The 26,650-nt window shown below is 41.9% G+C and carries 28 protein-coding genes; 5 read left to right on the top strand and 23 right to left on the bottom strand.

The annotated features are described in order from the left end of the window. Positions 1–147: 147 nt before the first annotated feature. Together gndA and M2369_RS02620 are read right to left on the bottom strand one after the other, a co-directional pair. Complete coding sequence (gene gndA, locus M2369_RS02625; RefSeq protein ID WP_025207592.1) at positions 148–1,557, bottom strand: NADP-dependent phosphogluconate dehydrogenase; 1,410 nt, start codon at positions 1,555–1,557, stop codon at positions 148–150. Positions 1,558–1,655: 98 nt separating this feature from the next. Next, entirely contained in the window at positions 1,656–2,912 is a 1,257-nt protein-coding gene (locus M2369_RS02620) for a DNA polymerase IV (protein WP_159145796.1), read from the bottom strand. Between the two features lie 120 nt (positions 2,913–3,032). Between M2369_RS02620 and M2369_RS02615 the strand changes: the two genes are divergently transcribed. Together M2369_RS02615 and M2369_RS02610 are read left to right on the top strand one after the other, a co-directional pair. Then, the gene (locus M2369_RS02615) at positions 3,033–3,314 is read left to right on the top strand and encodes a hypothetical protein (RefSeq protein ID WP_008342247.1); all 282 of its coding nucleotides are present in this window, start codon (positions 3,033–3,035) and stop codon (positions 3,312–3,314) included. Positions 3,315–3,339: 25 nt separating this feature from the next. Beyond that, entirely contained in the window at positions 3,340–4,158 is an 819-nt protein-coding gene (locus M2369_RS02610; RefSeq protein ID WP_396126098.1) for a membrane protein insertase YidC, read from the top strand. A 126-nt stretch (positions 4,159–4,284) separates the two neighbouring features. On the opposite strand, the gene M2369_RS02605 is transcribed toward M2369_RS02610, so the two are convergent. The 4 genes from M2369_RS02605 to mce are packed head-to-tail and all read right to left on the bottom strand — an operon-like array spanning position 4,285 to position 7,780. Then, positions 4,285–4,749, bottom strand: a complete 465-nt coding sequence (locus tag M2369_RS02605; protein ID WP_024718901.1) for a chemotaxis protein CheW — start codon at positions 4,747–4,749, stop codon at positions 4,285–4,287. Between the two features lie 14 nt (positions 4,750–4,763). Then, on the bottom strand, positions 4,764–5,885 hold the full coding sequence (locus tag M2369_RS02600) for a tripeptidase T (protein WP_035390776.1): 1,122 nt from the start codon (positions 5,883–5,885) through the stop codon (positions 4,764–4,766). A 16-nt stretch (positions 5,886–5,901) separates the two neighbouring features. Further along, complete coding sequence (locus M2369_RS02595; RefSeq protein ID WP_259253365.1) at positions 5,902–7,365, bottom strand: acyl-CoA carboxylase subunit beta; 1,464 nt, start codon at positions 7,363–7,365, stop codon at positions 5,902–5,904. After that, positions 7,358–7,780: a methylmalonyl-CoA epimerase gene (gene mce / locus M2369_RS02590; protein ID WP_135009225.1), complete on the bottom strand. Its 423-nt coding sequence runs from the start codon at positions 7,778–7,780 to the stop codon at positions 7,358–7,360. The genes M2369_RS02595 and mce overlap by 8 nt, the downstream gene beginning before the upstream one ends. A gap of 101 nt (positions 7,781–7,881) precedes the next feature. Between mce and prli42 the strand changes: the two genes are divergently transcribed. Then, on the top strand, positions 7,882–7,974 hold the full coding sequence (gene prli42 / locus M2369_RS02585; protein ID WP_017357951.1) for a stressosome-associated protein Prli42: 93 nt from the start codon (positions 7,882–7,884) through the stop codon (positions 7,972–7,974). Between the two features lie 39 nt (positions 7,975–8,013). On the opposite strand, the gene M2369_RS02580 is transcribed toward prli42, so the two are convergent. From M2369_RS02580 to M2369_RS02555, 6 genes are all read right to left on the bottom strand, one after another. After that, the gene (locus tag M2369_RS02580) at positions 8,014–8,523 is read right to left on the bottom strand and encodes a L,D-transpeptidase (RefSeq protein ID WP_008342241.1); all 510 of its coding nucleotides are present in this window, start codon (positions 8,521–8,523) and stop codon (positions 8,014–8,016) included. Between the two features lie 52 nt (positions 8,524–8,575). Further along, positions 8,576–9,529, bottom strand: coding sequence for an aromatic acid exporter family protein (locus M2369_RS02575; RefSeq protein WP_007501130.1), 954 nt, complete (start codon positions 9,527–9,529; stop codon positions 8,576–8,578). 111 nt (positions 9,530–9,640) lie between these two features. After that, positions 9,641–10,363, bottom strand: a complete 723-nt coding sequence (gene artM, locus M2369_RS02570) for an arginine ABC transporter ATP-binding protein ArtM (RefSeq protein WP_008342240.1) — start codon at positions 10,361–10,363, stop codon at positions 9,641–9,643. Then, complete coding sequence (artQ, locus tag M2369_RS02565; RefSeq protein ID WP_081105433.1) at positions 10,356–11,009, bottom strand: arginine ABC transporter permease ArtQ; 654 nt, start codon at positions 11,007–11,009, stop codon at positions 10,356–10,358. Before artQ ends, artM begins: the two co-directional genes overlap by 8 nt. 125 nt (positions 11,010–11,134) lie before the next feature. After that, positions 11,135–11,899, bottom strand: a complete 765-nt coding sequence (locus M2369_RS02560) for a transporter substrate-binding domain-containing protein (protein ID WP_008342238.1) — start codon at positions 11,897–11,899, stop codon at positions 11,135–11,137. 197 nt (positions 11,900–12,096) lie between these two features. After that, positions 12,097–12,534 carry a BrxA/BrxB family bacilliredoxin gene (locus M2369_RS02555; RefSeq protein ID WP_007501138.1) on the bottom strand — a complete coding sequence of 146 codons (438 nt, stop codon included), beginning with the start codon at positions 12,532–12,534 and terminating at the stop codon, positions 12,097–12,099. 167 nt (positions 12,535–12,701) lie between these two features. Here M2369_RS02555 and M2369_RS02550 point away from each other — a divergent pair, with 167 nt between their 5' ends. Then, positions 12,702–13,595 carry a YegS/Rv2252/BmrU family lipid kinase gene (locus M2369_RS02550; protein WP_058336666.1) on the top strand — a complete coding sequence of 298 codons (894 nt, stop codon included), beginning with the start codon at positions 12,702–12,704 and terminating at the stop codon, positions 13,593–13,595. Positions 13,596–13,609: 14 nt separating this feature from the next. On the opposite strand, the gene M2369_RS02545 is transcribed toward M2369_RS02550, so the two are convergent. The 9 genes from M2369_RS02545 to M2369_RS02505 form a co-directional block, all read right to left on the bottom strand. Then, positions 13,610–13,903, bottom strand: a complete 294-nt coding sequence (locus tag M2369_RS02545) for a YesK family protein (protein WP_259253362.1) — start codon at positions 13,901–13,903, stop codon at positions 13,610–13,612. Between the two features lie 68 nt (positions 13,904–13,971). Further along, on the bottom strand, positions 13,972–15,228 hold the full coding sequence (locus M2369_RS02540; RefSeq protein ID WP_058336665.1) for a dihydrolipoamide acetyltransferase family protein: 1,257 nt from the start codon (positions 15,226–15,228) through the stop codon (positions 13,972–13,974). 19 nt (positions 15,229–15,247) lie between these two features. Then, positions 15,248–16,231 carry an alpha-ketoacid dehydrogenase subunit beta gene (locus tag M2369_RS02535; protein ID WP_007501148.1) on the bottom strand — a complete coding sequence of 328 codons (984 nt, stop codon included), beginning with the start codon at positions 16,229–16,231 and terminating at the stop codon, positions 15,248–15,250. 12 nt (positions 16,232–16,243) lie between these two features. Next, the gene (locus tag M2369_RS02530) at positions 16,244–17,236 is read right to left on the bottom strand and encodes a thiamine pyrophosphate-dependent dehydrogenase E1 component subunit alpha (RefSeq protein WP_039165916.1); all 993 of its coding nucleotides are present in this window, start codon (positions 17,234–17,236) and stop codon (positions 16,244–16,246) included. A 17-nt stretch (positions 17,237–17,253) separates the two neighbouring features. Continuing rightward, positions 17,254–18,678: a dihydrolipoyl dehydrogenase gene (gene lpdA, locus M2369_RS02525; protein ID WP_113767104.1), complete on the bottom strand. Its 1,425-nt coding sequence runs from the start codon at positions 18,676–18,678 to the stop codon at positions 17,254–17,256. Further along, on the bottom strand, positions 18,668–19,789 hold the full coding sequence (gene buk, locus M2369_RS02520; RefSeq protein ID WP_017357958.1) for a butyrate kinase: 1,122 nt from the start codon (positions 19,787–19,789) through the stop codon (positions 18,668–18,670). The genes lpdA and buk overlap by 11 nt, the downstream gene beginning before the upstream one ends. Before the next feature lie 33 nt (positions 19,790–19,822). After that, the gene (bcd, locus tag M2369_RS02515) at positions 19,823–20,917 is read right to left on the bottom strand and encodes a branched-chain amino acid dehydrogenase (protein WP_024718888.1); all 1,095 of its coding nucleotides are present in this window, start codon (positions 20,915–20,917) and stop codon (positions 19,823–19,825) included. A 25-nt stretch (positions 20,918–20,942) separates the two neighbouring features. Beyond that, entirely contained in the window at positions 20,943–21,836 is an 894-nt protein-coding gene (yqiS, locus tag M2369_RS02510; protein ID WP_008342231.1) for a phosphate butyryltransferase, read from the bottom strand. A 125-nt stretch (positions 21,837–21,961) separates the two neighbouring features. After that, on the bottom strand, positions 21,962–24,034 hold the full coding sequence (locus tag M2369_RS02505) for a sigma-54 interaction domain-containing protein (RefSeq protein WP_113767105.1): 2,073 nt from the start codon (positions 24,032–24,034) through the stop codon (positions 21,962–21,964). A 149-nt stretch (positions 24,035–24,183) separates the two neighbouring features. Here M2369_RS02505 and M2369_RS02500 point away from each other — a divergent pair, with 149 nt between their 5' ends. After that, on the top strand, positions 24,184–24,420 hold the full coding sequence (locus M2369_RS02500; protein ID WP_017357960.1) for a DUF2627 domain-containing protein: 237 nt from the start codon (positions 24,184–24,186) through the stop codon (positions 24,418–24,420). 33 nt (positions 24,421–24,453) lie between these two features. Here M2369_RS02500 and M2369_RS02495 read toward each other — a convergent pair whose 3' ends face one another. Both M2369_RS02495 and M2369_RS02490 read right to left on the bottom strand, forming a co-directional pair. Further along, the gene (locus tag M2369_RS02495) at positions 24,454–25,191 is read right to left on the bottom strand and encodes a glycerophosphodiester phosphodiesterase (RefSeq protein WP_259253358.1); all 738 of its coding nucleotides are present in this window, start codon (positions 25,189–25,191) and stop codon (positions 24,454–24,456) included. A 226-nt stretch (positions 25,192–25,417) separates the two neighbouring features. Then, on the bottom strand, positions 25,418–26,518 hold the full coding sequence (locus M2369_RS02490) for a Rap family tetratricopeptide repeat protein (protein ID WP_019743381.1): 1,101 nt from the start codon (positions 26,516–26,518) through the stop codon (positions 25,418–25,420). Positions 26,519–26,650 lie beyond the last annotated feature (132 nt).

The raw sequence follows: 26,650 nt of genomic DNA, 5'->3' as shown, positions 1-26,650 counted from the left end.
TCGCTCCGCTCCAGTACTCGGCCTTCCTAGCCTGCAAAGGTTTTCTATCACGCTAAAAAGAAGTCAAAGGGCTAAAATCAAGTTCATTTTAGCCCTTTGTCAACAATCTAAGACCTTACCAAGGTAAGGTCTTTTGAGGTTTTATACTTATTTCATCCATTCAGTATGGAAGACGCCTTCTTTATCTGTGCGCTCATACGTATGTGCGCCGAAGTAGTCACGCTGTGCTTGAATTAAGTTAGCTGGAAGGACAGCTGTACGATAGCTATCAAAGTAAGCTAGTGCACTTGAGAATGAAGGAACAGGAACACCTTGTTCTACTGCAAGTGAAATCACTTTACGAAGTGATGATTGATAGCTTTCTACGATATCCTTGAAGTAAGGATCAAGCAATAGGTTTTTCAATTCAGGGTTACGGTCATATGCTTCTTTGATTTGCTGCAGGAAGGCTGCACGAATGATACATCCACCACGGAAGATCATCGCAATTTCACCGTATTTCAAATCCCAGTTATACTCATCAGACGCTGCTTTCATTTGCGCAAAACCTTGTGCATATGAGCAGATTTTACTCATGAAGAGAGCTTTTCTAACAGCTTCGATTAATGCTTGTTTATCTTCAGCTGATTGAGTTGGCTCAGGCCCCTGAATTAATTGACTTGCTTCCACACGCTCATCTTTCATCGCAGAAATAAAACGAGCGAAAACAGACTCCGTAATGATTGGAAGCGGGACACCTAAATCAAGTGAGCTTTGGCTTGTCCATTTTCCAGTTCCTTTTTGGCCAGCTTTATCTAAGATGACATCTACTAGCGGCTGGTTCGTTTCTTCGTCCACTTTTGTGAAAATGTCAGCTGTGATTTCGATTAAGTAGCTGTCAAGTTCTCCTTTATTCCACTCTGAGAATACTTCATGAAGCTCCCCTGCTGATAAACCAGCGACATGCTTCAAGATAAAGTATGATTCAGAGATCAATTGCATGTCTCCGTACTCGATACCGTTATGAACCATTTTGACATAATGTCCTGCTCCATCTGGACCGATATACGTTGTACAAGGCTCACCATCTACTTTCGCAGAGATGGCTTCTAAAATTGGTTTCACTAGCTCGTGCGCTTCTTTTTGACCGCCAGGCATGATAGAAGGACCTTTAAGTGCGCCTTCTTCACCGCCAGAAACACCTGTACCAATGAAGTGAATACCACTTTCCGCAAGCTCTTGGTTACGTCTTTGTGTATCCTTGTAATATGTATTTCCACCATCAATTAAAATGTCACCTTTCTCTAGGTGAGGCAGTAATGATTGAATGGTTGCATCTGTTGCTGCACCTGCTTTTACCATTAAAAGAATTTTACGCGGCGTTTCAAGCGATTGAACAAATTCTTCAATGCTGTATGTGCCTACAACGTTTTTCCCTTGTGATTCTTGAAGAAACTCTTCTGTTTTGCTGCTAGATCTGTTATAAACGGACACGGAGAAACCGCGGCTTTCAATATTTAGGGCAAGGTTTTTCCCCATAACGGCTAGTCCAACGACACCGATTTGTTGTTTTGACATAATTCTGACGTCCCTTCTAACACACTATATTGATTACTGCTGAAATGATGTACCCTTTGAAATTACCACAACATCACCTCTTTTATCAAGTTTTCAGGCTAGTCATTTCCTCTTTCGTCCTGAAAAAAGTCTTTATTAAAACTTGTACCACTTGTTTTGCTCTCTTTTTCCTTAATGGTCACTCCTCTTTGAATGAGTGGTTTACCGTATTTTTCTTTCAGTCCGTCTAAAAGAGATTGGAGCGGTTCGTCTTTTGCATCTTCTGTATAAGAGAATAAATCAAGTTGCTTGACGGCTGATTTTCGTTCCACAAGATCGGTCCCCGTCACGCCTAAAAGTCTTACTGGCTGGTCATTCCAATGCTTTAGGAATAGCTGCTTTGCCGCCTCAAATAGATCTTCCTTTCGATCAGTTGGATTCGTGAGTGTGACGCTCCGTGTGATATTTTTCCAGCTTGCATACCGAATCATAATGAGTAGCCGGTTTGCCATCACTTCTTTTCTTCGTAATCTGGCACTCACCGATTGCGACAGTTTCTCTATTAATGAGACGAGTTCATCTGTATCATCAGAATCGTGAGGAAGAGTGGAAGAATTGCCGACAGATTTAAATTCGTATATTCTTTCTGGATCGACAATGCCGTCATGCTCTCCGTTTGCCTTTTGCTTTAATCTCGGTCCATTGATGCCTAATAACTCTTTCAGCGCATATTCATTCGCTTTCGCTAAATCTTCAATTGTATGAATTCCGATGGTTTTCAGCTTATCTGCCGTTTTCTGTCCAACCCCATGCATGTCACCTGCAGCGAGCGGCCAGAGCATTGTCGGGACATCTCGTTTACGCAAAATGGTAATGCCCATTGGCTTTTTCCAATTAGATGCCATCTTCGCTAGAAATTTATTTGGTGCAATGCCAATACTCGAAGGAAGCATGAGCTCTTCTACGAGCCTCGTTTGAATATCATGAGCGGTTTTCACGGCATGCTCAGCATAAGGTGTATCGGTTAAATCAATATAGCCTTCATCAATTGAAACGGGTTCAACTAAGTCACTATATTCTCTTAGTATGGTAAACATTTCTTGTGAGGAGCTGCGGTACCGGTCGAAGTTGGGTGTACGCACAATCAGTCCCGGACATAGCCGCTTCGCTTCCCAGAGTGGCATCGGCGGCTTCACCCCGAGTGCTCTTGCCTCGTAGCTGCAGGTCACAACTATCCCTTTGCGCTCTTTTGCATTTCCGCTAATGGCTAAAGGTTTCCCTCTCAAAGAAGGATCATACGCCATTTCTACCGATGCATAAAAACTATTCATATCAATATGAAAAATGATTCGCCCCTTCTTTTGAGAATCAGCCATTCGCTTGCCTCCTTAGGTGATCTACTTTCCTTCACTTCACCGTGATTTCACCTGTTTGTTCCATTAGACATTTCATATGGTGTATAGTACACTGTGAGTAATGAAATGGATGTGATAATCATGATTATTGATACATTCAATGAAGTCTTTTTCCTTGTTGAATTCTTTACGATTATTCTTCCAGCGCTGACCGCCATCGGTATTGCCTTCTTATTAAAAGACTGCCGAATGAACGAGCACCTCGGAGGACATCGTTTAGAAGAGTTGGATGCATCTTGTTTGAATCGAACAGACTTTCTGTTTATCATATATGATCGCATTACAACTTGGATTAGTAAAGTCATTCGAATGAAAAGATCATCAAATGATGATGAAGACCATTCGCTTCCTCTCTCTTATTAGATTTTATTATTGAGGAGGAAACGAATTGAAACGTTTATTAACTATTTGTACGACTTTATTTTTTATGATGGTAGCGTCACCGGCATTTGCTGCAAGTGCGCAAACAAATACAAGCTCTGATGGGTTTTTCCATCATTATTTTGTTCAGCCTTTTTCTGAGTTGATTATTTGGCTTGCGAACTTTTTTCATGATGACTACGGTTTATCTATTATGTTCGTGACATTGATTGTCCGGCTGCTTATTTTCCCACTTTTTGCAAACCAATTTAAAAAGCAGAGAGTGATGCAAGAGAAAATGGCACTCGTTAAACCTCAGATTGACCAAATACAAAGCAAATTGAAAAAAACGAAAGAACCTGAAAAACAAAAAGAACTGCAAATGGAAATGATGAAAGTATATAAAGACAACAATGTGAACCCGCTGGCAATGGGCTGTCTGCCGATGCTGATTCAAATCCCAATTGTTCTTGGCTTTTACTCAGCAATCCGCTCAACACCTGAGATCGCAACACATTCGTTCTTATGGTTTAACTTAGGACAAACTGATCTTTTGGTGGCGATCTTTGCAGGGGCCATGTATTTCTTGCAATTTTATGTCACACAAAAATTCGCAAAGCAATCAGGCACCCAAACAGAAGCCGCACTGAAACAAGCAAAAATCATGGGCATGATTTTCCCAGTCATGATGCTGTTTCTATCAATTAATGCTCCCGCTGCTCTTCCTTTATATTGGATGACAAGTGGACTTTTACTCACCATTCAAACAATTATTTTAAATGTGATGTACCAAAAATCAAAAACAAAAGCTGCGGCAAACGATCCAATTAACCCAGCTGCTGAATAAATTATAGCCCCCTTACCCGAACATGATAAGGGGGCTTTATTTGTCTTCTGTAGAGCGCAACAAATAAAAGATGCGTGAGCTCCGGCACGCAAAATGACCCCTTATCCATGGATAAGGGGCCTTTGTTTATGCTAATTCCTCTTTCAATCGCTCAGGCAATTGATCAAGATCCTCAATTTTCCCTAGAAACTTATTAGGGTCCACTTGTAAAATCATCTTGCTCTCTCTCTCAACGACGCCGAAGAAATATTCAGATGCTTTTGTGTTCATATGAAATGGCTTGATCTCACTTAGCTCGATATCAATGATATCTTTTGCATCAGAAACAAGGCAGCCAATCATTTGATCGTTTAATTCAAATAGTAGAACCTTAGACTGTTCGGTTACATCCAGAGGTTTTCCGTGCAGCATGACACCTGTGTCACTGACTGGAATGACCTCTCCTCTTAACGACATGAGTCCTTTAATCTCTTTTGGAAGGTTCGATACTTCTTGTAAATAAGGGACCTTCTCAATTGAGCGTATATGTTCTACGCTGATACCAAAATCCTCTTGTCCCACTTGGAAAATAATGATCTTTTGCGTGCTCACAGAGTCTCCTGCCTTTACGATGGATTTGTCGTTTCTTCGATAATGGCGAGAACCATTTCAGCTGTCTTGACTAATTCTTCAATCGGCATTTTTTCATTTTTCGTATGAATATCTTCATATCCAACAGCTAGGTTGACGGTCGGGATGCCGTTTCCAGCAATGACGTTTGCATCACTGCCTCCCCCGCTTGTCTGTAGTTCTGAAGGACGGCCAATTTTCGCAGCCGCTTTTTTCGCCACTTCAACGACTTGATCGCCGTGTGAGAATTTAAAGCCTGGATACATGATGTCAATTTGTACATCGGCACTTCCGCCCATTTCTTTAGCGGTTTTTTCAAAGGCTTCTTTCATTTTCGCTACTTGCGCTTCCATTTTTGCCGGTTCTAAAGAACGTGCCTCTGCCAAAATATCCACTTGATCACAGACAATATTCGTTTGTGTTCCGCCTTCAAAGCGGCCGATATTCGCCGTTGTTTCTTCATCAATACGGCCAAGCGGCATGCTCGCGATCGCTTTTGATGCAATCGTAATCGCAGAGACGCCTTTTTCAGGTGCCACACCTGCGTGAGCTGTTTTTCCGTAAATGGTTGCACGTACTTTCGCCTGTGTTGGCGCAGCCACGATGATGGTACCGACCTTGCCATCTGAATCAAGCGCATAACCATATTTTGCTGTCATCAGTTTCGGATCTAACGCTTTTGCTCCTACAAGTCCTGATTCTTCACCAGCTGTAATGACAAATTCAATCTTGCCATGCGGTACATTTTTCTCTTTTAGGACACGGATCGCTTCAAACATTGCAGCAAGCCCTGTTTTATCGTCAGCACCAAGAATGGTTGTGCCATCTGTCTTGACATAACCGTCTTCAATGACTGGCTTGACACCATTACCTGGTACAACTGTATCCATATGAGAAGTAAAATAAATCGTATCTGCCTCTTGATTCCCTTCAAGTGTGCAAATAAGATTGCCTGCTCCATGACCGGTTGTCTCTTTTGAATCATCTTCGACTACATTAAGCCCTAAACCAGTAAATTTCTCTTTTAGGACTTCAACAATTTTTTCTTCATGTTTCGTTTCTGAATCGATTTGAACAAGTTCTAAAAATTCGTCTAATAAGCGTTTCTCATTGATCATGATGATGTTCCTCCTCTTATAGCGGCATGTTTCCATGCTTTTTTAACGGTCTATCTTCTTCCTTACTGCGAAGCAGGTCAAATGAGCGAATGAGCCGCTCTCTCGTTTCATCTGGCATTAAAATATCGTCGATTAATCCTAATTGTGCTGCCTTCATGACACTAGGTTCATTGTCCACCTCACGCAAAGCAGGATGAACAATTTCGTCTGCAAACGATTTTCCCATGACATCAATTTCTGCCTCTGGCCATGCATACACAAAGTCAGCACCTAAGCCCTTACTATTCATCGCAACGTATGCACCGCCAAATGCCTTTCGCAAAATCACAGTGATCTTTGGAACGGTCGCCTCAGCGTACGCATACAGAAGCTTTGCGCCGTGGCGGATAATGCCTGCATGCTCAGCTTTCTCACCTGGCAAAAAACCAGGAACGTCCACAAGGGTTAAAATGGGAATATGAAATGCATCGCAAAATCGAATAAACCGAGCCGCTTTATCAGCAGCATTGAGGTCAAGGCTTCCTGCCAGCACCTTAGGCTGATTGGCTACAAGACCAATGGAAGACCCTTGTAATCTGGCAAAACCTGTGACGATATTTTTGGAGAAACAACGCTGCGTTTCAAAAAATGAGCCGTGGTCGGTGATCGCTGTCACCACTTGTTTGACATCATAAGTACGTGATGGCTCCTTTGGCAAGATGTCCCCAAGATCGCTCGCATCATGCTTTTGCACCTTACGATGAATGACAGGCCGTCGTTTCGTTGGTATGTACGTTAAAAGCGTTCGAACTGCTTTTAACACGTCTCTCTCATCTTTCCCTGTATAGTGCACATTCCCGCTTGTTTGATGCTGAACCGCTGCACCTCCAAGTCGGTCAGGACAGACCGTCTCTCCTGTTGCTTTTTCTATCACTTTCGGACCAGTTAAAAACATATGAGCTGTTTGCTCCGTCATGAATACAAAATCCGTCAATGCAGGTGAATATACTGCACCTCCCGCACAGGAGCCTAAAATAACGGATATTTGCGGAATTTGACCAGAGTACAGCACATTCCGTTTAAAAATCTGACCGTATCCCTCTAATGATACCACACCCTCTTGAATTCTCGCACCACCTGAGTCTTTTAGACCGATAACAGGCATTTGATTTTTAGCAGCCAAATCCATTAAAGCCGCTATTTTTTTCGCATGCATGTCCCCTAGCGAACCCCCGTACACGGTCGCATCTTGTGCATAAACGCCTACTTGTCTCCCATGAATCAGTCCCGTCCCAGTGACAACGCCATCCCCTAAATGTTCTGAACGGGAGCCTTTAGCAAATGACTGGATTTCCATAAAGCTGCCTTCATCAAGAAGTTCATGAAGCCGCTGACGAACAGTCAGCTTTCCTTTGTTTCGGTGAGCCGCTGCTCGTTTTTCACCGCCTCCCCTTAAAGCTTTCTCGCGCCATTCAGACAAGTCATTGAACGATTCATGCATCTTCCTGTTTCTCTCCTTTCAAAGGTTCACACAATTCAATTAGCACACCTGACGTTTCTTTGGGTGAAATAAACGCAATGCGCTTTCCGTTCGCACCATTTTGTGCGTCCTTTTGAATGAGCTGTACACCGAGCTCGTCAAGTTGACTGAGATCAGCCTGAATGTCACCTGACTTTAATGCAATATGATGAAGCCCCTCTCCTCTTTTTATTAAAAAGGTATGTAATGTGCTGTGATCCGACATCGGTTCAATCAACTCAATGTGCAGATCACCTAGGGAAGCAAAAGATACCTTGACCCCTTGATTCGGAAGTACTTCTATGTCTGAAAATTCCCAGTTAAACAGCTTAAAGAACGTACGTGCTGTTTTTTGAATAGAAAAAACGGCAATAGCAATATGATCGATTTGATTCATCCGTTCACTTCCTTTGTACATCACTTGTCGCCTGCGTAAAAACGAGCTAGAATAAAGAAAGGTGCGCTCGTCGCAAAAACATTTGATTATAGGGGTGCGATATGTCTCAGAAATTCATGAAATTTATGGTATTGCTCATGATTAGCTTACTGTTGATTTCTTCACTTTTAGCAGGAGCGGCAGCCTTTTTATAAAGTGTTGAAAAAAAGCAGACAAGTAGGTGATTCGTTTATTTAACGAATGGCCTGTTTGTCTTTGGCCAGCTTTTCAAATGCATCGCTTGATGTCGTGATCCATACCTTTGTACCAACTGGAAGCTGATCAAATAGCCGTTCTACATCTTGATTATGAAGACGTACACAGCCTGCCGTAATAAATTTCCCTATCGATGTCTCATCACTTGTTCCATGAATGCCATAGGTTCTCCCGTCGGTTCCTCGAGCATCAAATCCAATCCACCTTCGGCCGAGTGGGTTATTCTTCGCGCCACCTTCAATATTTTTTCTTCTGTAATAAGGATCTTTCGCTTTGATCATAATCGTAAATTCACCTTCCGGCGTTAAATCAGCTGTTTTGCCAGTAGAAGCCGGGTAGACTTTTTGAATTTTCCCATGATCAATATACGCAAGCTCGTTCGTTTGTTTATTAATAATGACATACGGATCTCCTGGAAGCGGGTTTTGCCCGAGCGGCCAGATGGGTGAAAGGGACATGGTCAGCACAGTATAAAATAAAAGACGCATAGGCTCCTCCTTTTTCATTAGATTGACCAATGAAGGAGGAACTCATGCGTCTTTATTCTTTCATCCCTTTAAAATAACTTTTCAACACCAAATATTGTTCCATTTCCCCGAGGAAATGAAAGAGTGCGGCTCTAGCTTCAAATTCTTCACGTGTTTGCGGAAGCGGCAGTGCATCAAACTCTTCTTTCATATCAATCAGGCGTCTTAAGAACTTATGCGCCGTGTTCCCTGGGTGAATATGTTCTCGTAAATCTCTAATATATTCTGCAATGATTTGCCCATGCTCCGTTGTAACAGATATGGACGTAATTTTCGGAAGCACACGCTCAATGATTTCAAATTGCTTTTGTCTCATGTTGAAATAATGATAATAGAGATTTTCATGTCTTAAGACATGATTTTCAACATCACGGTATGCAAGAGCTTTCGCTTCTTTAATCAATTGATGCGTCTCTGGAATTTCTTTTCCTGTCCAGTCTTGTTTTCCGGTCATTAAATATTGCTCGATTTCTTCAAAGATTTTCGCAAAATTCGCTTCAATTTGTTCACTGTATTGTTTCAGCTTTTTATCAACGCTAGGCATATACAGGTTCATAATGAGTGCGACCCCTACACCAATGGTGATGAGTAAAAGCTCATTCCAGATGAGATGAAGCGTAATGCCTCCAGACATATACAAATGAAGGATAATCACTGAACTTGTGACAATCCCTTCTTTAATCCGAAGTAAGACCGTTGTTGGAATAAAGACGAGCAGCATCAGTCCAATGACGAAAGGATGATACCCAATCAGATCAAAAAACAAATAAGAAAATAAGATGGCAAGACTGCATGCAGCAAAGCGGGCCCCAGATGCGAGGAGTGACCTTTTTTTCGTCACCTGAATACAAAGGATCGTAATAATGCCGGCAGCTGAATAGTTTTGCAGACCGAGCATTTGTGCAATGTAAATGGCTAGAGCTGTTCCTAATGCTGTTTTCAGCGTTCGGTAGCCGATTTTAAACATGATGTGATTCACTCTTTTCTGTCTACTTTTGTGAAATGATGAACTTTTTTTACTTTCCCCATTATAATCAAAAAAAGAAGGAGATGTTAAGTCTCCCCCTCGTTTTTTTCATTATAATATTTTTTGCAAGAAATCTTGAGCACGCTGTGAAGACGGAGATTCAAAGAATTCTACAGGATTTGCATCCTCTACAATTTTCCCATCATCCATAAAAATCACACGGTCTGCCACTTCTTTTGCAAAGCCCATTTCATGTGTGACGATCATCAGCGTCATCCCAGATTGAGCGAGCTCTTTCATGACCTCTAATACTTCCTTTACCATTTCTGGATCAAGAGCAGACGTCGGCTCGTCAAAAAGCATGATGTCTGGTGTCATCGCAAGGGCACGTGCAATGGCGACACGCTGCTTTTGACCACCTGACAGCCGGTTCGGATAATCATCTTTTTTCTCTAAAAGTCCGACCTTTTTTAAAAGATCCTCTGCCTGCTTGATGCTGTCTTCCTTCGATTGGTTCTTCACATTCATTGGCGCATACGTAATATTTTCTAGCACTGTTTTGTGCGGGAATAAGTGAAAATGTTGAAACACCATACCAATATTTTCGCGCACTTTTAGTGCATTTGTTTTTGGATTGGTAATTTCCGTCCCCTGAATCGTAATCACTCCAGAAGTCGGTTTTTCAAGTAAGTTAATACAGCGAAGAAATGTTGATTTTCCTGAACCAGACGGCCCGATGACAGCTACCACTTCGCCTTCTTTAATCGTGGTATCAATCCCTTTCAACACTTCATTTTTACCGAAAGATTTTGTGAGTTTCTCTATTTTAATCATTTGATTTTAACTTCCTTTCCACCGATTTGCCGACGAAGGTAAGAATAAGCACGATGACATAATAGATGAGACCCGCAAAAATAAGCGGTTCAAGATAGTTATAGGTGACGGCACCTGCTTGATAGGCTCGTCTCATGACATCGCCCAGTCCAATGACTGTGACAATCGCGGATTCTTTTGTCAGTGTAATCGTTTCGTTCACTAGTGCTGGGGAAATATTTTTGAATGCTTGCGGAAGCAATAAGTCCTTCATCATTTTAGCATACGGGATACCTAAAGCAACGGCTGCTTCTTTTTGCCCTTTATCAATGGCATTGATTCCCGCACGAATGATCTCAGAAACGTACGCCGCCGAGTTTAGTGAAAAGGCGGCTACAGCTGCCCAGTATTGATCAATTTGAAAGCCGAGCAGCTGCGGAAGACCAAAATAAATAATCAAAAGCTGAAGCACAAGCGGTGTGCCTCGGAAGATTGACGTATAAAAATCGGCTAGCCAGATAAGCGGCTTAAATACACTAATTTTACAGAGCGTTAATAAGATCCCTAAAATAAAACCAAGGAACAGTGATACCACAACAATAGAAAGCGTTACTTTAAGACCTTCTAAAATAAAGGGCATCTGAGGTATTACTTCTTTAAAATCCATCATGATATTCTCCTTTTTTCCTTCAGATAAAATCAAAGAATAAACAGGAAAAAAGTTCAACACATGTTGAACTTTTCAGCGCTTTCTACTTGATTTTCATGAATGACGCTGATCCTTTTCCTGACTTACTTTTCATCAGCAAACCATTTTTTAATGAGTTTATCAAGTTCGCCATTATCCTTCATTTCTTTTAATGATTTATTGAATTTCGCTGTTAAGTCGCTATTTTTTTTGAATGCAATGGCTGAACCTTCGTTTGAGCTATTCAATCCAAATGCTTGGAAATCTTTTTCCTTTTTCAAGTAGCCAGCCGCTACTTTATCTTCAATAATGGCTGCATCAAAACGGCCTGCTTTAATTTCTTGAATGATATCAGAGATTTTATTACGATCTTCAACCGTTAAGTTATATTTCTTTTGCAATCCGTTTGCTTCATCTTGCTGGATAGAACCTAATTGAACGCCAACCGTTTTGTCTTTTAAATCTTTCTCTGTTTTTATACCGCTAGATTTTTTTGATACAACCAAGTTTTCAGCATTGTAGTAAACATCTGAGAAATCAACTTGTTTTTTACGCTTTTCAGTAGGTGTCATGCCTGCAAGCACAATATCAGCTTTATTTGTTTTAAGAGCTGACACGAGGCTTGCAAAGTCCATATCTTGAATTTCTAGCTTATAGCCGTTCTTTTTCGCTAGAGCTGTAGCAAGGTCGACATCAAAACCGATAATTTTATCACCGTCTTTTGATTCAAATGGCGGATAATCTGCTGAAGTCGCCATAATGAGTGTTTTGTCGTCTCCTGATGCGTTTGAATTATTAGAAGAAGTTCCGCATGCTGCTAATGCAGCTGCAAGACCAGCTGTCATAAGTAATAATAACCACTTTTTCATATGATAATGCCTCCTAGTATTTAAAATCATGAGTAGATTTGAATATTTATTCACTATAATGTATTTTAAACACTTTCTTTTTGATATGCAATAGTATTTTGCTAAAATTATTTTGATTCGTATGTCATATAAAACAAAAAAAACAGACCGATCAAAAGACCGGACTGCCTCTAAATGATTCATTCAAAAGTAACATGTTACACTTCTTCGCAATACTCATCGAAAGCGGCTTGAAGTTTTGACACCACCTCCATCGGTTCATGTCCTTCGATTTCGTGACGTTCGACCATTTTAATGATTTTCCCGTCTTTTAATAGAGCAAATGATGGTGAAGATGGCGGGAAACCTTCAAAGTATTCACGTGCTCTTGCGGTTGCTTCTTTGTCCTGTCCAGCAAACACTGTGAGCAATTGATCTGGACGCTTATCGTAATGAACAGAATAACCAGCCGCTGGTCTAGCAATACCGCCTGCACAGCCGCACACTGAATTCACCATGACAAGTGTCGTTCCTTTTTTCGTCAGCGCTTCATCGACTTCTTCAGCTGTTGTCAGTTCCGTATAACCTGCCTGTTTAATCTCTTCTCGTGCTTGTTTCACAATATCATTCATAAATAAATTAAAATCAATATTCATAACCGTCCACTCCTTCTACGTACCAAACCATTTTAACTACATCATATCAAGGAAAACGCCGGCGGGCAAATGTCTTGTTTCGCCCCCTTCACTTTTTTCAAACGTCGTTTATGACCTGTGGAATTGGGGAAAAGTGATAGTAAAGTGATGAAAGGGAGAACTGCGTGATGGCACAATTCAAAAAAGCGATACTCATTTATAACGGAAATGCTGGACAAAAAAACATGGAAAAAACACTAGGTCAAACAGTACCTCTTCTTTCTTTACATATTGATGAACTCATCCTTAAGCCTACAAAACAGCCGAATGATGCCTATCATTTCTGCCGTGAAATGGATGAGTCGGTTGAATTGCTGATTATACTAGGCGGAGACGGAACCGTCCATGAATGTATGAATGGAATTGGCGGTTTAGAAAAAAGGCCGACTGTAGCGATCTTACCTGGCGGGACGTGCAATGACTTTTCTAGAACGCTGGGCATCCCTCAGCAGATGCCAAAGGCCGCTCAAATGGTGATAGATGGCACTGAAAAAAAGGTCGATTTAATCAAAGCAGAGGATCGATACCTTTTAAATTTTTGGGGGATTGGTCTCATCGCAGATACCTCAAACAATATTAATGATAAAGAAAAAGCTGTCCTCGGAAAAATCAGCTACTTCACGAGCGCTCTTCGAACCCTTCAGCAGACAGAACCTTTCTACGTACGCATTGAAACCGAAGAGGAAAACTGGGAAGAAGAAGCTGTGATTGTCCTTGTCATGAATGGGCACTTTATCGGTACAAATAAATTAGATCTTCCAAATGCTTCAATTGATGATGGAAAAGCCGAAATTTTAATTTGCAGAAATACGAGTTTCTCTGCTTTAAAAGAGATTTTTTCAATGAACCGCGAAGAGCTAGAGGATTTTAAAGGTGACCTGTCTCTTATACAAGCATCCCGCATTCATATTCATACTAAAGAGGAAATGGATGCAGATACAGATGGTGAAGTATACATGACCGCTCCTTCTTCCCTTGAAGTATTAAAACAGCATTTGACCTTTATCGTTCCGGCAGAATAAAGAAAACGCCTGCATCATTTCGATGCGGGCGTTTTTTTGATATAGCGTCTGTATAAATATTCAAGTGCATACCCTAGCAGTGTACCTATCAGAAGGGAAATGCCTAATAAACTATTGGCGACTCCTTTAAATCCTCCTATTATCAACAAGCAATAGGCGATTTGAATGATTGAAACGATCGATATGATGAGCAGTAAGCGTTCAGGATGATTGCGTGATTTGGAAATATACCGAAGAAAAGCGAACGCAATGGCTGTGATAAACATCAGACCGATCGTAAGAAAAGCAAAAAAATCTAGTCCAGACATCTCATCGCTCCTTTCTGATTGATATGGAAATCCCCCTCTCATTGTGAGAAGGGGACATATAAATGAGCTTAATAGACGGACGTCTCTTCGTCAATGCCTTCAAGAATTTGTTTGATTCTTTGCAGGAATCTACCGCATACAAGACCATCGAGTACTCTATGATCTAATGAAAGACAAAGATTCACCATATCTCTTGCGGCAATCATTCCATTTACAATCATCGGGCGCTTTACAATAGATTCTACTTGTAAAATGGCTGCTTGCGGATAGTTAATAATCCCCATTGATTGAACCGAACCAAATGATCCTGTGTTGTTCACAGTGAAAGTGCCGCCTTCCATGTCACTTTGCTTCAGTTTGCCTTGTCTGACCTTGAAAGCAAGTTCATGTATTTCTTTAGCAATTCCCTTAATCGTTTTCTCATCCGCATCTTTGATCACTGGGACAAAAAGAGCGTCATCTGTCGCAACAGCAATGGAGACATTGATCGCTTTCTTTTGAACAATTTTATCACCAGCCCACATGCTGTTCATTTCAGGGAATTCCTTTAAGGCCTGAGCCACTGCTTTGACAAAGAATGCAAAGAACGTCAAATTAAAGCCTTCTTTTGCTTTGAATTGATCTTTTAGCTGATTTCTTCTTGTCACAAGGTTTGTCACATCCACTTCCATCATCGTCCAGGCATGTGGAATTTCATGCTTGCTTCTTAGCATGTTTGCGGCAATCGCCTGTCTAATCGGCGTGACCGGCAGTTCAACATCTCCAGGCATTGAAGAGATGGAAGGAGCCGCTTTTGCTTGTGACGGTTGCGCAGGTTCTGTTTGACCCGTACCTTCACTCACAGGTGCTGCCGTTTCTTTTACGCCTCCACTTTCGATAAGCTTCAGCAAATCTTTCCTTGTGATTCTGCCGCCAGCTCCCGTTCCTTGAACAGCCGTTAAATCAATTCCGTGTTCATCTGCTAAACGCAGGACTGCCGGAGAGTATCGTTTCTTTTGACTCTGATCCACATTTGTTTGGTCAGGTTCTGGTGCTTCATCTTGCGCAGGCGCCTCTTCGGCTTTCGCACTCTGCTGCGCACTGCCTTCTACTTCAATTTCACAAAACACTTCTCCTACTTGAAGTGTATCACCCTCTGCAGCCGCTAGTTTAGTGATTGTTCCTGTAAAGGATGACGGAACCTCTGCATTTACTTTATCTGTCATGACTTCCGCAATCGGATCGTATTTATTCACATGATCGCCAGGTGAAACGAGCCATTTGCTAATGGTTCCTTCTGTTACACTTTCACCAAGCTGAGGCATTTTCATTTGTTCAGTTGCCACTTTGAAACCCTCCTCTTTCTTAAAACGCCGCTAGTTCTCTCATTTCAGCTTCTACCTTATCCGGATTAACCATGAAGAATTTCTCCATTGTCGGTGCATAAGGCATTGCAGGGATATCAGGTCCTGCTAGACGTTTAATTGGCGCATCTAAATCAAACAAGCAGTGCTCTGAAATGATGGCAGCTACTTCACTCATGATGCTTCCTTCTTTTGTATCTTCTGTTAACAAGAGTACTTTCCCTGTTTTTGATGCCGCTTCAATAATCGCTTCTTGATCAAGCGGGTACACTGTACGTAAATCGAGAATATGAGCAGAAATTCCGTCCTTCGCAAGGCGCTCTGCTGCTTGGAGGGCAAAATGAACACAAAGGCCATATGTAATGACCGTAATGTCATCGCCTTCTCGTTTCACATCCGCTTTTCCAATAGGGAGCGTATAATCCTCTTCAGGCACTTCTCCTTTAATGAGACGGTATGCACGTTTGTGTTCAAAGAACAATACAGGATCTGGATCACGCACTGCGGCTTTTAACAACCCTTTGACATCATAAGGTGTAGAAGGCATCACAATCTTTAAGCCTGGCTGATTGGCAAAAATGGCTTCGACCGATTGTGAATGATAAAGCGCCCCGTGTACGCCGCCCCCGTAAGGAGCACGAATGACCATTGGGCAGCTCCAATCATTATTGGAACGATATCTAATTTTTGCAGCCTCTGAAATGATTTGGTTGATGGCTGGCATAATAAAATCCGCAAATTGCATCTCCGCGATCGGACGCATTCCATACATAGCAGCCCCAATACCTACACCTGCAATCGCTGATTCGGCAAGAGGTGTATCCATGACGCGCGCTTCTCCAAATTGCTCGTAAAGACCCGCTGTCGCTTTAAATACGCCGCCTTTTTTCCCGACATCCTCTCCGAGCACAAACACTTTCGGATCTCGCTCCATTTCTTCTTTCATCGCTAGTGTAATAGCGTCTATATATGACATTACAGGCATTTTTCTTCCCCCTTACTCCGCATACACGTAACGAAGTGCGCTTTCTGCATCGGCATAAGCTGCGTTTTCCGCTTCATCAGTGGCTTCGTTTACGATTTGCATGATTTCTTTTGTCATCTCTTCTTTCATTTCAGAAGTCATGACATTTCCTTCGATTAAGTACGTTTCATATTGAATGAGCGGATCTTTCTTTCTTGCTTCGAGCACTTCTTCTTTTTCTCGATAGCTAGAATCATCGTCATCACTTGAATGCGCAGTTAACCGGTAAGAAATGGTTTCGATCAATGTTGGGCCTTCGCCTCTTGCCGCACGGTCTCTCGCTTCTTTGACCGCTGCATACACTTCAAGCGGATCATTTCCATCAACCGTCACACCAGGCATTCCGTACCCTATTGCACGATCTGAAATACGCTCACATGCCACTTGTTTGTCATACGGGACAGAAATCGCATACTTATTGTTTTCACACATGAAAATAACAGGCAGCTTATGCACCGCAGCAAAGTTGGCGCCTTCGTGGAAGTCTCCTTGGTTTGAAGAGCCTTCACCGAACGTGACAAAGCTAACAAAATTCTTTTGCTCTAGACGCCCGGCAAGTGCGATGCCAACCGCATGAGGAACCTGTGTTGTCACAGGTGATGATCCAGTCACAATTCGGTTTGATCTTTGCCCAAAATGACCTGGCATCTGTCTCCCCCCTGAGCTTGGATCGTCTTTTTTCGCAAAACCAGACATCATTAAATCTTTCGCCGTCATCCCGAATGCAAGGACAACCCCCATATCACGGTAATAAGGTAAAACGTAATCCTCTTCCCTATTGAGGGCAAAAGCGGCACCGACTTGCTGCGCTTCCTGTCCTTGACAAGAGATGACGAATGGAATTTTTCCAGAACGGTTTAAAAGCCACATCCGTTCATCAATTTTTCTTGCTAAAAGCATGGTTCTATATATGTCAATCGCTTGTTCATCTGATAATCCTAATTCCTGATGACGCATGTTACTCATCATGTTTCCCTCCTTGATTAAAAATGGATCGCCTTTCCGTCAACAGCCAGTGCTGCCTCGCCAATTGCTTCTGACAAGGTTGGGTGCGGGTGGATCGTCTGTCCCACTTCCCACGGAGTTGCATCTAGTACTTTGGCTAATCCAGCTTCAGATATCATATCTGTTACATGAGGACCAATCATATGAATCCCTAAGATATCATCTGTCTTTTGGTCAGCAATGATTTTGACAAATCCATCAGACTCTCCAAATACAAGCGCTTTTCCGATGGCCATGAAGGGAAACTTCCCAATCTTGACTTCGTAGCCTTGCTCTTTTGCCGCCTGTTCAGTCAGTCCAACACTAGCGGTTTCTGGGTGAGAGTAAACACATTTAGACACGAGCGTTTCATCAAGTGGCTTTGGATCTTGACCAGCCATATGTTCCACTGCAATCATGCCTTCATGTGATGCGACATGTGCCAGCTGAAGACCGCCAATGACATCACCTATTGCGTAAATATGCGACTCTTTCGTTTGATAATGCTCATTCACGACAATGCCTTGCTTTTCTGTCTGGATGTCTGTGTTTTCAAGTCCTATGCCTTCCACGTTTGGCACTCGGCCAACTGAAAGAAGCAGTTTCTCTGCTTCAAACGACTGAGTGTCTCCACCTTGTTCGACTTGGATCTTGACGAGATTCTCGTGCTTTTCGGCAGTATCTGGCAGAACCTTCGCATTTGTCACTAAGGTGATGCCCTTTTTCGTTAAAAGCTTTTCCATTTCTTTAGAAATATCTTGATCCTCTGTTGGTAAAATGCGATCTGCAAATTCGATCACTGTGACTTTTACGCCAAAATCGTTAAGCATGGAAGCCCATTCGATCCCAATCACGCCTCCGCCGACAATCAGCATGGACTGAGGGAGTTCTTGCAGTTCAAGTGCTTCGTCTGATGTAAGGATGTGTGTTCCATCCGCTTCAAGCCCAGGCAGGACGCGCGGTCTTGACCCAGTCGCAATGATGACCTGCTTTGGAATCAGCATTTCATTTTCATCACCATTCGCCATTTCTACCGAGATGGTGCCTGGCATTGGCGAAAAGATCGAAGGGCCTAGGATACGGCCTATTCCTTCGTATACATCAATTTTCCCTTGTTTCATTAAGTGTTTGACGCCGCCTGCTAATTTGTCGACAATCTCTGTTTTTCTTTTTTGTACGTTGGCAAATTGTAAGGCAATTCCGCTTGCTTCAACGCCAAAATCAGCGGCACGTTTGACCGTTTGATAGACTTCTGCACTTCTAAGAAGCGCTTTAGATGGGATACAGCCTTTATGAAGACATGTTCCACCGAGCTTTGATTTTTCTACGACTGCTGTTTTCAATCCAAGTTGAGAGGCACGAATGGCCGCTACATAGCCGCCTGTGCCTCCACCAAGAATGACGAGGTCATATTCAGTTGCCATGACTTGTCACTCCTTTCTCCGCCTTTTGATCATTTGGGTATTCTTTTGGTGATTCTTCTTCTTTTAAAATGCGAAGCGCCCCTTCTGCTAAGGATTGCAATTCATTTTCACCTGGGTACACAACAACATCTGAAATCCAGTCAATGTATCCTCTAATGCTTGACGTAATTTGTTTGCTGTACGCAAGGCCACCTGTTAACACAATGACGTCAACAGCTCCTTTTAAAACCGCACTAGCCGCACCGATTTCTTTGGCAATTTGATAGCACATCGCTTCATAAATAAGCGCCGCACGCTCATCGCCTGCTTCAATCATGCGCTCTACTTTTACTGCATCTGTCGTACCAAGATAGCCCGCAAGACCGCCTTCGCCAATAATGCGTTTGAGCATTTCCTCTTGTGAATATTCACCAGAAAAGCATAAATTAACAAGGTCACCTGTTGGAAGAGTACCTGCCCGCTCTGGGCTGAAAGGACCCTCGCCATGAAGACCGTTATTCACATCAATGACTTTTCCTTTTTGATGTACACCAATCGTAATTCCGCCGCCCATATGGGTAATGATCATGTTCAAATCTTCGTAACGCTTTCCAAACGAAGCAGCCGTTTTTCTTGCGACTGCTTTTTGATTTAACGCATGAAAAATGCTTTTCCGCTCAATTGTTGGCAGTCCTGAAATACGAGCAATCGGCTGTAGTTCATCTACGACTACGGGATCAACAATAAAAGCTGGAATGTTAAGGCCAAGTGCAATTTCTCGGGCAATAATTCCGCCTAGATTAGAGGCGTGCTGGCCAGCATACCCTTCTTTTAGATCTTCAACCATTTGCTCATTTACTTCATATGTGCCACCTTCAATCGGACGAAGAAGACCACCGCGTGCGCAAACTGCATCAAACTTTGAGATGTTCATCCCCTGTTCATGCAGTGTTTTCAAAATGGTTTCTTTGCGGAATGAAAATTGATCAATGATATGAGGAAACTGCTTGATTTCCTCATCTGTATGTCTTAATGTCGTTTCAAAAATAGATCGTTCATTATGAAACACACCGATTTTTGTTGAAGTAGAGCCAGGATTAATAGTGAGAATACGCCATTCTTTTGTCAGCAAAAACAAAACCTCCGTTTCAACTCATTCATCCATTTAGCGACGACTTAAAATATGTTGACCATTTTGCAGGAATTGGCTTCTTGATTTGCGCATTCTTTCAATTCGCTCTTCAGCCAATCGGTCTGCCGCTTTATAAGTTGGAATGGCATCACGGTTAGAGATTTCAATCACTCGCTCAATGTTTTGGTAAATGCCTTCTACTTTTTTCATTGCACGATCTGCATTATAGCCATAAAGCTCATCTGCAACGTTAATCACACCGCCTGCATTGATCACATAATCCGGTGCATACACAATGCCCATTTCATGAATAAGATCTCCATGATGTGTTTCTCTCAGCTGGTTATTCGCTGCACCTGCGATGACTTTTGCCTTTAATTTAGGAATTGTCACATCGTTAATGGTTGCACCGAGTGCACATGGTGCGTAAATATCACATTCTTGATCATAAATATCATCAGGGTCTACCGCTTTTGCACCGAAGTCTTCTACAGCTCGCTGAACTGAGTCTTTGTTGATATCAGTGACGATGAGCTGTGCGCCTTCTTCATGCAGGTGTTTACATAGGTTGTAAGCCACGTTTCCAACACCTTGAACGGCAATTGTTTTTCCTTCTAATGAATCTGTACCGAATGCTGCTTTTGCAGCTGCTTTCATCCCTTTATATACACCGTAAGCAGTCACTGGAGATGGATTTCCTGAAGAACCAAATGCAGGAGAGATGCCTGTGACAAAGTCTGTTTCTTCATGGATAAGATCCATATCTTCTACCGTTGTACCGACATCTTCAGCGGTGATATAACGGCCATTTAATCCTTGAATGTAACGGCCAAAAGCACGGAACATTTCTTCATTCTTTTCTTTTCTCGGATCACCAATGATGACCGTTTTACCGCCGCCAAGGTTAAGCCCTGCCGCCGCATTTTTATAAGTCATACCTCTCGCAAGACGCAAGGCATCTTCGATAGCTGCTTCTTCATTTTCATATGTCCACATTCTTGTTCCGCCGAGTGCCGGCCCAAGTGTTGTATCATGAATGGCAATGATGGCTTTTAAACCAGACTGTTCATCCTGACAAAATACAAGCTGTTCATAATCGTATCGTTCCATATATTTAAAAAGTTCCATTTTCTATTCCTCCTAATACTTTCGCTTAATTAGATGTACAGATGGCAAGTGCAATTGAATAGAGCTTGCTTTCAGCTGAATCAGACCGGCTTGTTAAAGCAATCGGTGCTTTCGCTCCTGCCACCACAGCTCCCACTTTTGCATGAGCAAAGTAGATGAGAGATTTATAAAGAATGTTGCCTGCTTCAATGGTTGGCACAAGCAAAATATCTGCATGACCAGCCACATCACTCGTAATATTTTTATGAGAAGCTGCCGTTTGAGAAATGGCATTATCTAAAGCAAGCGGCCCATCAATCAGACAGCCAGAAATTTGACCTCTTCGATTCATTTGCGCAAGGCTTGCAGCTGTGAGCGTCGAATCCATCGCTGGGTTTACGACTTCTACCGCTGATAATACCGCCACTTTGGGCATATCATTTCCGACAGCTTGTGCGACTTGAACGGAATTCACCGTAATTTCTTTCAGCATATTTAAATCAGGCGCAATGTTCATCGCAGAGTCCGTCACATAGATAAAACGGTCAAAGCCCGGTACTTCGAAGGCAGCAACATGTGAAAGGACACTCGCTGTCCGAAGTCCATATTCTTTATTTAGGACAGCTTTTAACAGTACGGCTGTCGGGACATGACCCTTCATGAGAATATCTGCATGATTTTCACTTACTGCCTGAACGGCAATTTTGGCAGATTCTTCGGGTGAATCTGAATGAATAATATCTATCCAGTCTTCATTAATCTCATGCTGTTTGACTAGCTCCTTTAGGTTGCGTTTGTTTCCAACCAGCAGGAAGCGAGCGACTTTTCGTTCGATTGCCATTTTGATGGCATGAAGCACTTCTTCGTCTTCTGCATGAGCCACAGCCGCTGTTTTATTCTGCAGCTGCGAGGCTTTGATAATCAGATCGTCAAGCTTCATACTTGCCCACCTTTCCTTGTGCTCGGTTCCTCTTTTTATATGCAAGTTCCGTGCCAGCTTGAAATGTGTGAAAAATTAGCCTTTTCGCAAAGAAATCATGCAATTCTTTGCAGTTTACGTGCATGTTACTGCATGCTATCTTTTGCAAGCTGATACTTATCCATTTTATAGTAAAGATTTCGAATGCTGATCCCTAACGTTTTCGCTGTTTTTGTGCGATTGAATTGATGTTTTTCAAGGGTTTGTTTGATCAGCTGCGCTTCAAATGCTTCTACTGCATCTGAGAGCGTCTCCCCCTCAAACTGACTAACAGCCAGTTCCTGCTGCTCTTTTTCCTCATGCTCGTCTGACTCCATGAAGGCGATATGCGCTTCATCGATCCATTCTTCTTGCGGATTCAAAAAGATCATCGCTCGTCCAAGCACATTTTCAAGCTCTCTCACGTTGCCTGGCCAGCTATATGATCGAAGTCTATTAAGCGCACGATCTGTTAAGCCGCTGACGTTTCGCCCATAGTCTAAATTGATCTTCTGGATGAGGCGTTTACTTAATGATTCAATATCTTCAAGACGCTGTCTGAGCGGTGGGATCGATATCGGGTATCTGTTCATTCGATAATATAAATCCTCTCTGAACTTCCCTTCTGCCATCGCCTTTTCAATATTGACATTTGTCGCTGTGATCACACGCACATCGACCGGTATCGCTTTCGTTCCGCCTACCCGAACAATTTCTTTTTCCTGCATGACACGCAGCAATTTCGCTTGTGTACTTGGCGTCATTTCACCAATTTCATCTAAAAAGATGCTGCCGTGATTGGCTTCTTCAAACAGCCCTTTTCTCCCTCCGCGCCTCGCACCAGAAAACGCTCCTTCCTCGTAGCCAAACAGTTCTGACTCTAAAAGAGTTTCTGATAAGGCAGCACAGTTGACACGGACAAAGCGGTTGTACTTGCGATCACTTTCATTGTGAATGGCATGCGCAAACAGCTCTTTCCCAGTACCTGATTCTCCGCGGAGTAAAATGGTTGCCGGCGTTTTTGCACCCAGCTTTGCCTGCTCAAGTGCGACAAGCATTTGTTCACTTTCTCCAATAATGTCTTCAAATGTGTACTTTGCTTCAAGTGTTCGGATGAGCTGCCTTGCTTTATTTAATTCATTCGTCAATGATTGAATTTCGGATACATCGTGAATGACCCCGACACTGCCTTTTAAAATGCCGTCAACAATAACAGGTGCTACATTGACGATGACATCTTTTTTATTTGGACCAACCTTCATTCTGACGCCTCGAACTGGTCTTCTTGTTTCAAGCACCTTTAAGTGCATGCTTTCCCCTTCGGAAATATCAGCTCCTGCTGGTTTACCCACGACCTCTTTATCCGTTAAACCAGTCATTTTCGTATAAGCACGGTTGATCAAAATACCTTTCCCCTGCTCATCGACAACCGATATGGCTTCATCTGATGATTGAATAATAGCCTCAAGCATCGTTCTTACTTCTTTGAGGTTCGTTACTTCCTCCGCAAGCTCCACCGCATCTGTAATGTCTTTAAAGATAGATAATGCACCTAACATTCTCCCCGCGTCATCAATAATCGGCAGACGGGTGGTCACAATTTGAATTTGCTGATTCAAAAATTGCTTTTGGTTAAATTCCGGCTCCCTTGACCTTAATATATCGGGAAGTTTCGTGTTCGGAATCACTTCTCGAATGTGACGGCCAATCGCATCCTTTTGCGAACACCCCACCATTTTGGCAGCCGATCGATTAAACAGGACCACTTCTTCATCCATATTAATAAAAATCATGCCATCGTTCGTTGCATTAAAAATGCGGTCATGTTTATAGGTTTGTTCCTTCAATATTTGAATGAGCTGTTGTTTCTCTGCCATTAATTCTGAAATGACGTATGCCATCGAGCTTGGCACAATCACAGCATGCTCTGGTTTTTGTTCAATTAATTCTTTCAGTACAGCAGAACTGCCTGTGGTTTCAATGATGATATCAATGTCATCTTTTATGTATTCTTTCCAATCCGTCGTCGTCTCAATTCCATTCTTTTTCGCTTCATCCATCCCCGGTGCCTCGAGATCAAGGTCGGCGATCGCAATGATTTGAACCGTATTTGTTTTCAGCAATGTTTCAAGCAGTGCTGATCCACCTTGTCCTGCACCGACAATCAAGACTCTCTGCATCCCGTTACCCCTTTATATGAAAAATTTTGCACACCATATTTTTCCGTTGCAAAAAATTGCACAACACCTATATTACCACGTTTTCCTTTCTTGACAAAATATTTTTTGAATTAGACAATGGAAGTAAATGACGTTTAAGGGGACATTTGATGGGGAGAATACTGGCATTAGTGATTATTTTAATACCTGGAGCCTTTGCAGCACTTGGCATTAAGCTGCTGCGTGACACTGTTTTCGGCATCATCATTGCACCATTTCCATATTTATGGCTGCAAGGAATTGCAGGGTTGTTATTTTTAGGGGGAGGTCTTTACGTTGTTGCAGGATTTATTTTATATAGGGACCGTAAACGAAATAAAGTAACAACTCGTTTTAAGCAAAGGTAATCATGAAAAAGACCCGCTGTTGATAGCGGGTCTTTATTTCATTTCTTCTCTTATTTTGACGGCTCGATCAGGAAAATCAGTAAAGATTCCATCAACACCCAATCTCAACATATTTTTTATTTGCTTCTCACTGTTTACAGTAAACGGTCTAATCACTTGTTGGTCCGCATGGAGAGCGGCTACTACTTCTTTTGTCACCCCAGCGCCCTTTATATTCGGATGGTAGCCCTTTGCCGGGATTGTTTTTAAATACATGTCCGGCTGATGAATCACATCCATCGTGAGGACCGCCAGTTCAATGTGCGGCATCAGCTTGTGAAAAAGAGCTAAGCTGCCGTGATGAAATGATGAGACAATCACTCGATCCTCTATTTGAAAGTGCTCAATTTGCTCTTTTACTTTTTCTTCAATCCCTGGATATCGATAAATAGAGTTTTTTAATTCAATGTTGATCATAAAGGATGATCTCTGCGTCACTAGCTTTAATACTTCTTCTAAAAGAGGAATGGAGACCGCACCCGTTTCTTCATAGAAAGAATGACTGGCATCTCCTCTTTTTAACTCTTCATATGTATAGTCTTTCACTAACCCTTTCATATTGGTCGTTCGGTTCAGCTTTTCATCGTGAATGACAGCTAGTCTGCCGTCTTTGGTGAGCTGAACATCAAGCTCAATCCCATCCGCTCCAGAATGGAGTGCGTGCTCAAAGGCAATCATGGTGTTCTCTGGATAGTTTCCTTTAAAGCCTCTATGTGCAAAAATTTTCGTCATATGCCACCTCTAAATATGATGATTACCTATATTATGACGTGTCTTTTTTCGTTTTTCCAGTTTGAGCACATAAAAAAACCTCTTCTAATAAGAGAGAAGAGGTTGACAGGCAAATTCGATCACGTAATCGCTCTGATGGCTTGCTCTGTCGTCTCTGCGTCAAGAGCAAAAAGGGAAGAAACAACTGCGACTGCTGTAACGATTGTTACACCTAACAACAACTTTTTCATAAGATAACCTCCACTTTCTTTTGAAGTATTTGTGCATCGAATTTCTTTTCAAGAAAACGAATGGCATTTTGATAATCATTTCGTTCCTTGAAGTATTTCGATATTTGTTCAGACAAATCCTCAAGCTCCACATATAATCTATTTTTTTCTATGTAGTCTAATTTTTCAGAGAATACGTCTGCTGCTCCACTATTTTCGCACATTAAATCTAAAATTTCAAATTTTACTATATATTCATTATTTTGGATATCACAGCTATATTGAATCCCCTCTTTAATATATTCTTTCGCCTCATGATCTCCTAAATGAACTAAGGCATTTGCGAGAACATATAAAGATTGGATGAAATAATGGCTATTGTCGCGATGAATTTGAATGCTCATCCCTTTTTTGGCGTATTGCGCACTTTTTTCATAATCAGGTTTTGCGTAATAAAGAACCGCTAAATTGTGATAGCACTTCCCAATCAGCACTTCATTGTTAATGCGCTTACTTTTCTCAAGTGCCTCTTGGTACTTTTCCTCAGCTTCATCAAATTGTAGTAAATCAATACAGTTGCTCGCATGCAAAATCAAGCTGTCAATCGCCTGTGCGGTATATTCTTCATGCGCTTTAAACGTATCAATGGCTTTTTTAATATGATTAATGGAAATGAAATTTTGCTTCAGTTCGTAATAAATGGAAGCGACTTTATGATGAAAAGTTCCGACTTCAAGATCTTCATTCACACGTTTTAGCCGCTGCTCAGCAATCTTATAAAAACTAATCGCCTCGTCATATTTTTTGACATAGGCAGCATATTGGCCTTTATAAAAGTAAAAATAAAAATTAATAATGTCATCTGCTTTTTCATCCAGCGTTCCGACACTTTTCATAATCTGATTGGCTTTTTCAATATTTCCAAGTAACATTTCATGTCTGCCGTCGACTAGCTGATAATAAAGAAGAACTTCTCGATCCTCATCTGTATTTTTTAGCAAATTCTGAATTTTCTCTTTATAGACAGCAGATTTTTCTAGGTCATTCTGAGAAATGACCCTCGTCCACTTGCTAATTTCGTTCGCAACCTCAGCAGAGTGGATTTTCAGCTTTCCCATAACCTCACCCTCTTCTTTTCATTATTATAGCATAGTAAAAGAATGTGAAAATTATTAAATTCGACAATGGGAATATTCAGTTCAAATGGCACAATCTCTAAGAAGCCAGTGACTTTAAAACGCCAACCAATC

The sequence above is a fragment of the Bacillus sp. JUb11 genome, from assembly GCF_024807925.1.
Taxonomy (GTDB): domain Bacteria; phylum Bacillota; class Bacilli; order Bacillales; family Bacillaceae; genus Bacillus; species Bacillus altitudinis.
This window is presented reverse-complemented; position numbering and strand designations above follow the sequence as displayed.

Excerpts from the sequence above, each read along its gene's own strand:
- gndA (WP_025207592.1), bottom strand. The coding sequence starts at position 1,557 with ATGTCAAAACAACAAATCGGTGTCGTTGGACTAGCCGTTATGGGGAAA.
- M2369_RS02620 (WP_159145796.1), bottom strand. The coding sequence starts at position 2,912 with ATGGCTGATTCTCAAAAGAAGGGGCGAATCATTTTTCATATTGATATG.
- M2369_RS02615 (WP_008342247.1), top strand. The coding sequence starts at position 3,033 with ATGATTATTGATACATTCAATGAAGTCTTTTTCCTTGTTGAATTCTTT.
- M2369_RS02600 (WP_035390776.1), bottom strand. The coding sequence starts at position 5,885 with ATGATCAATGAGAAACGCTTATTAGACGAATTTTTAGAACTTGTTCAA.
- M2369_RS02595 (WP_259253365.1), bottom strand. The coding sequence starts at position 7,365 with ATGCATGAATCGTTCAATGACTTGTCTGAATGGCGCGAGAAAGCTTTA.
- mce (WP_135009225.1), bottom strand. The coding sequence starts at position 7,780 with ATGAATCAAATCGATCATATTGCTATTGCCGTTTTTTCTATTCAAAAA.
- prli42 (WP_017357951.1), top strand. The coding sequence starts at position 7,882 with ATGTCTCAGAAATTCATGAAATTTATGGTATTGCTCATGATTAGCTTA.
- M2369_RS02580 (WP_008342241.1), bottom strand. The coding sequence starts at position 8,523 with ATGCGTCTTTTATTTTATACTGTGCTGACCATGTCCCTTTCACCCATC.
- M2369_RS02575 (WP_007501130.1), bottom strand. The coding sequence starts at position 9,529 with ATGTTTAAAATCGGCTACCGAACGCTGAAAACAGCATTAGGAACAGCT.
- artM (WP_008342240.1), bottom strand. The coding sequence starts at position 10,363 with ATGATTAAAATAGAGAAACTCACAAAATCTTTCGGTAAAAATGAAGTG.
- artQ (WP_081105433.1), bottom strand. The coding sequence starts at position 11,009 with ATGGATTTTAAAGAAGTAATACCTCAGATGCCCTTTATTTTAGAAGGT.
- M2369_RS02560 (WP_008342238.1), bottom strand. The coding sequence starts at position 11,899 with ATGAAAAAGTGGTTATTATTACTTATGACAGCTGGTCTTGCAGCTGCA.
- M2369_RS02555 (WP_007501138.1), bottom strand. The coding sequence starts at position 12,534 with ATGAATATTGATTTTAATTTATTTATGAATGATATTGTGAAACAAGCA.
- M2369_RS02550 (WP_058336666.1), top strand. The coding sequence starts at position 12,702 with ATGGCACAATTCAAAAAAGCGATACTCATTTATAACGGAAATGCTGGA.
- M2369_RS02545 (WP_259253362.1), bottom strand. The coding sequence starts at position 13,903 with ATGTCTGGACTAGATTTTTTTGCTTTTCTTACGATCGGTCTGATGTTT.
- M2369_RS02535 (WP_007501148.1), bottom strand. The coding sequence starts at position 16,231 with ATGCCTGTAATGTCATATATAGACGCTATTACACTAGCGATGAAAGAA.
- M2369_RS02530 (WP_039165916.1), bottom strand. The coding sequence starts at position 17,236 with ATGAGTAACATGCGTCATCAGGAATTAGGATTATCAGATGAACAAGCG.
- lpdA (WP_113767104.1), bottom strand. The coding sequence starts at position 18,678 with ATGGCAACTGAATATGACCTCGTCATTCTTGGTGGAGGCACAGGCGGC.
- bcd (WP_024718888.1), bottom strand. The coding sequence starts at position 20,917 with ATGGAACTTTTTAAATATATGGAACGATACGATTATGAACAGCTTGTA.
- yqiS (WP_008342231.1), bottom strand. The coding sequence starts at position 21,836 with ATGAAGCTTGACGATCTGATTATCAAAGCCTCGCAGCTGCAGAATAAA.
- M2369_RS02505 (WP_113767105.1), bottom strand. The coding sequence starts at position 24,034 with ATGCAGAGAGTCTTGATTGTCGGTGCAGGACAAGGTGGATCAGCACTG.
- M2369_RS02500 (WP_017357960.1), top strand. The coding sequence starts at position 24,184 with ATGGGGAGAATACTGGCATTAGTGATTATTTTAATACCTGGAGCCTTT.
- M2369_RS02495 (WP_259253358.1), bottom strand. The coding sequence starts at position 25,191 with ATGACGAAAATTTTTGCACATAGAGGCTTTAAAGGAAACTATCCAGAG.
- M2369_RS02490 (WP_019743381.1), bottom strand. The coding sequence starts at position 26,518 with ATGGGAAAGCTGAAAATCCACTCTGCTGAGGTTGCGAACGAAATTAGC.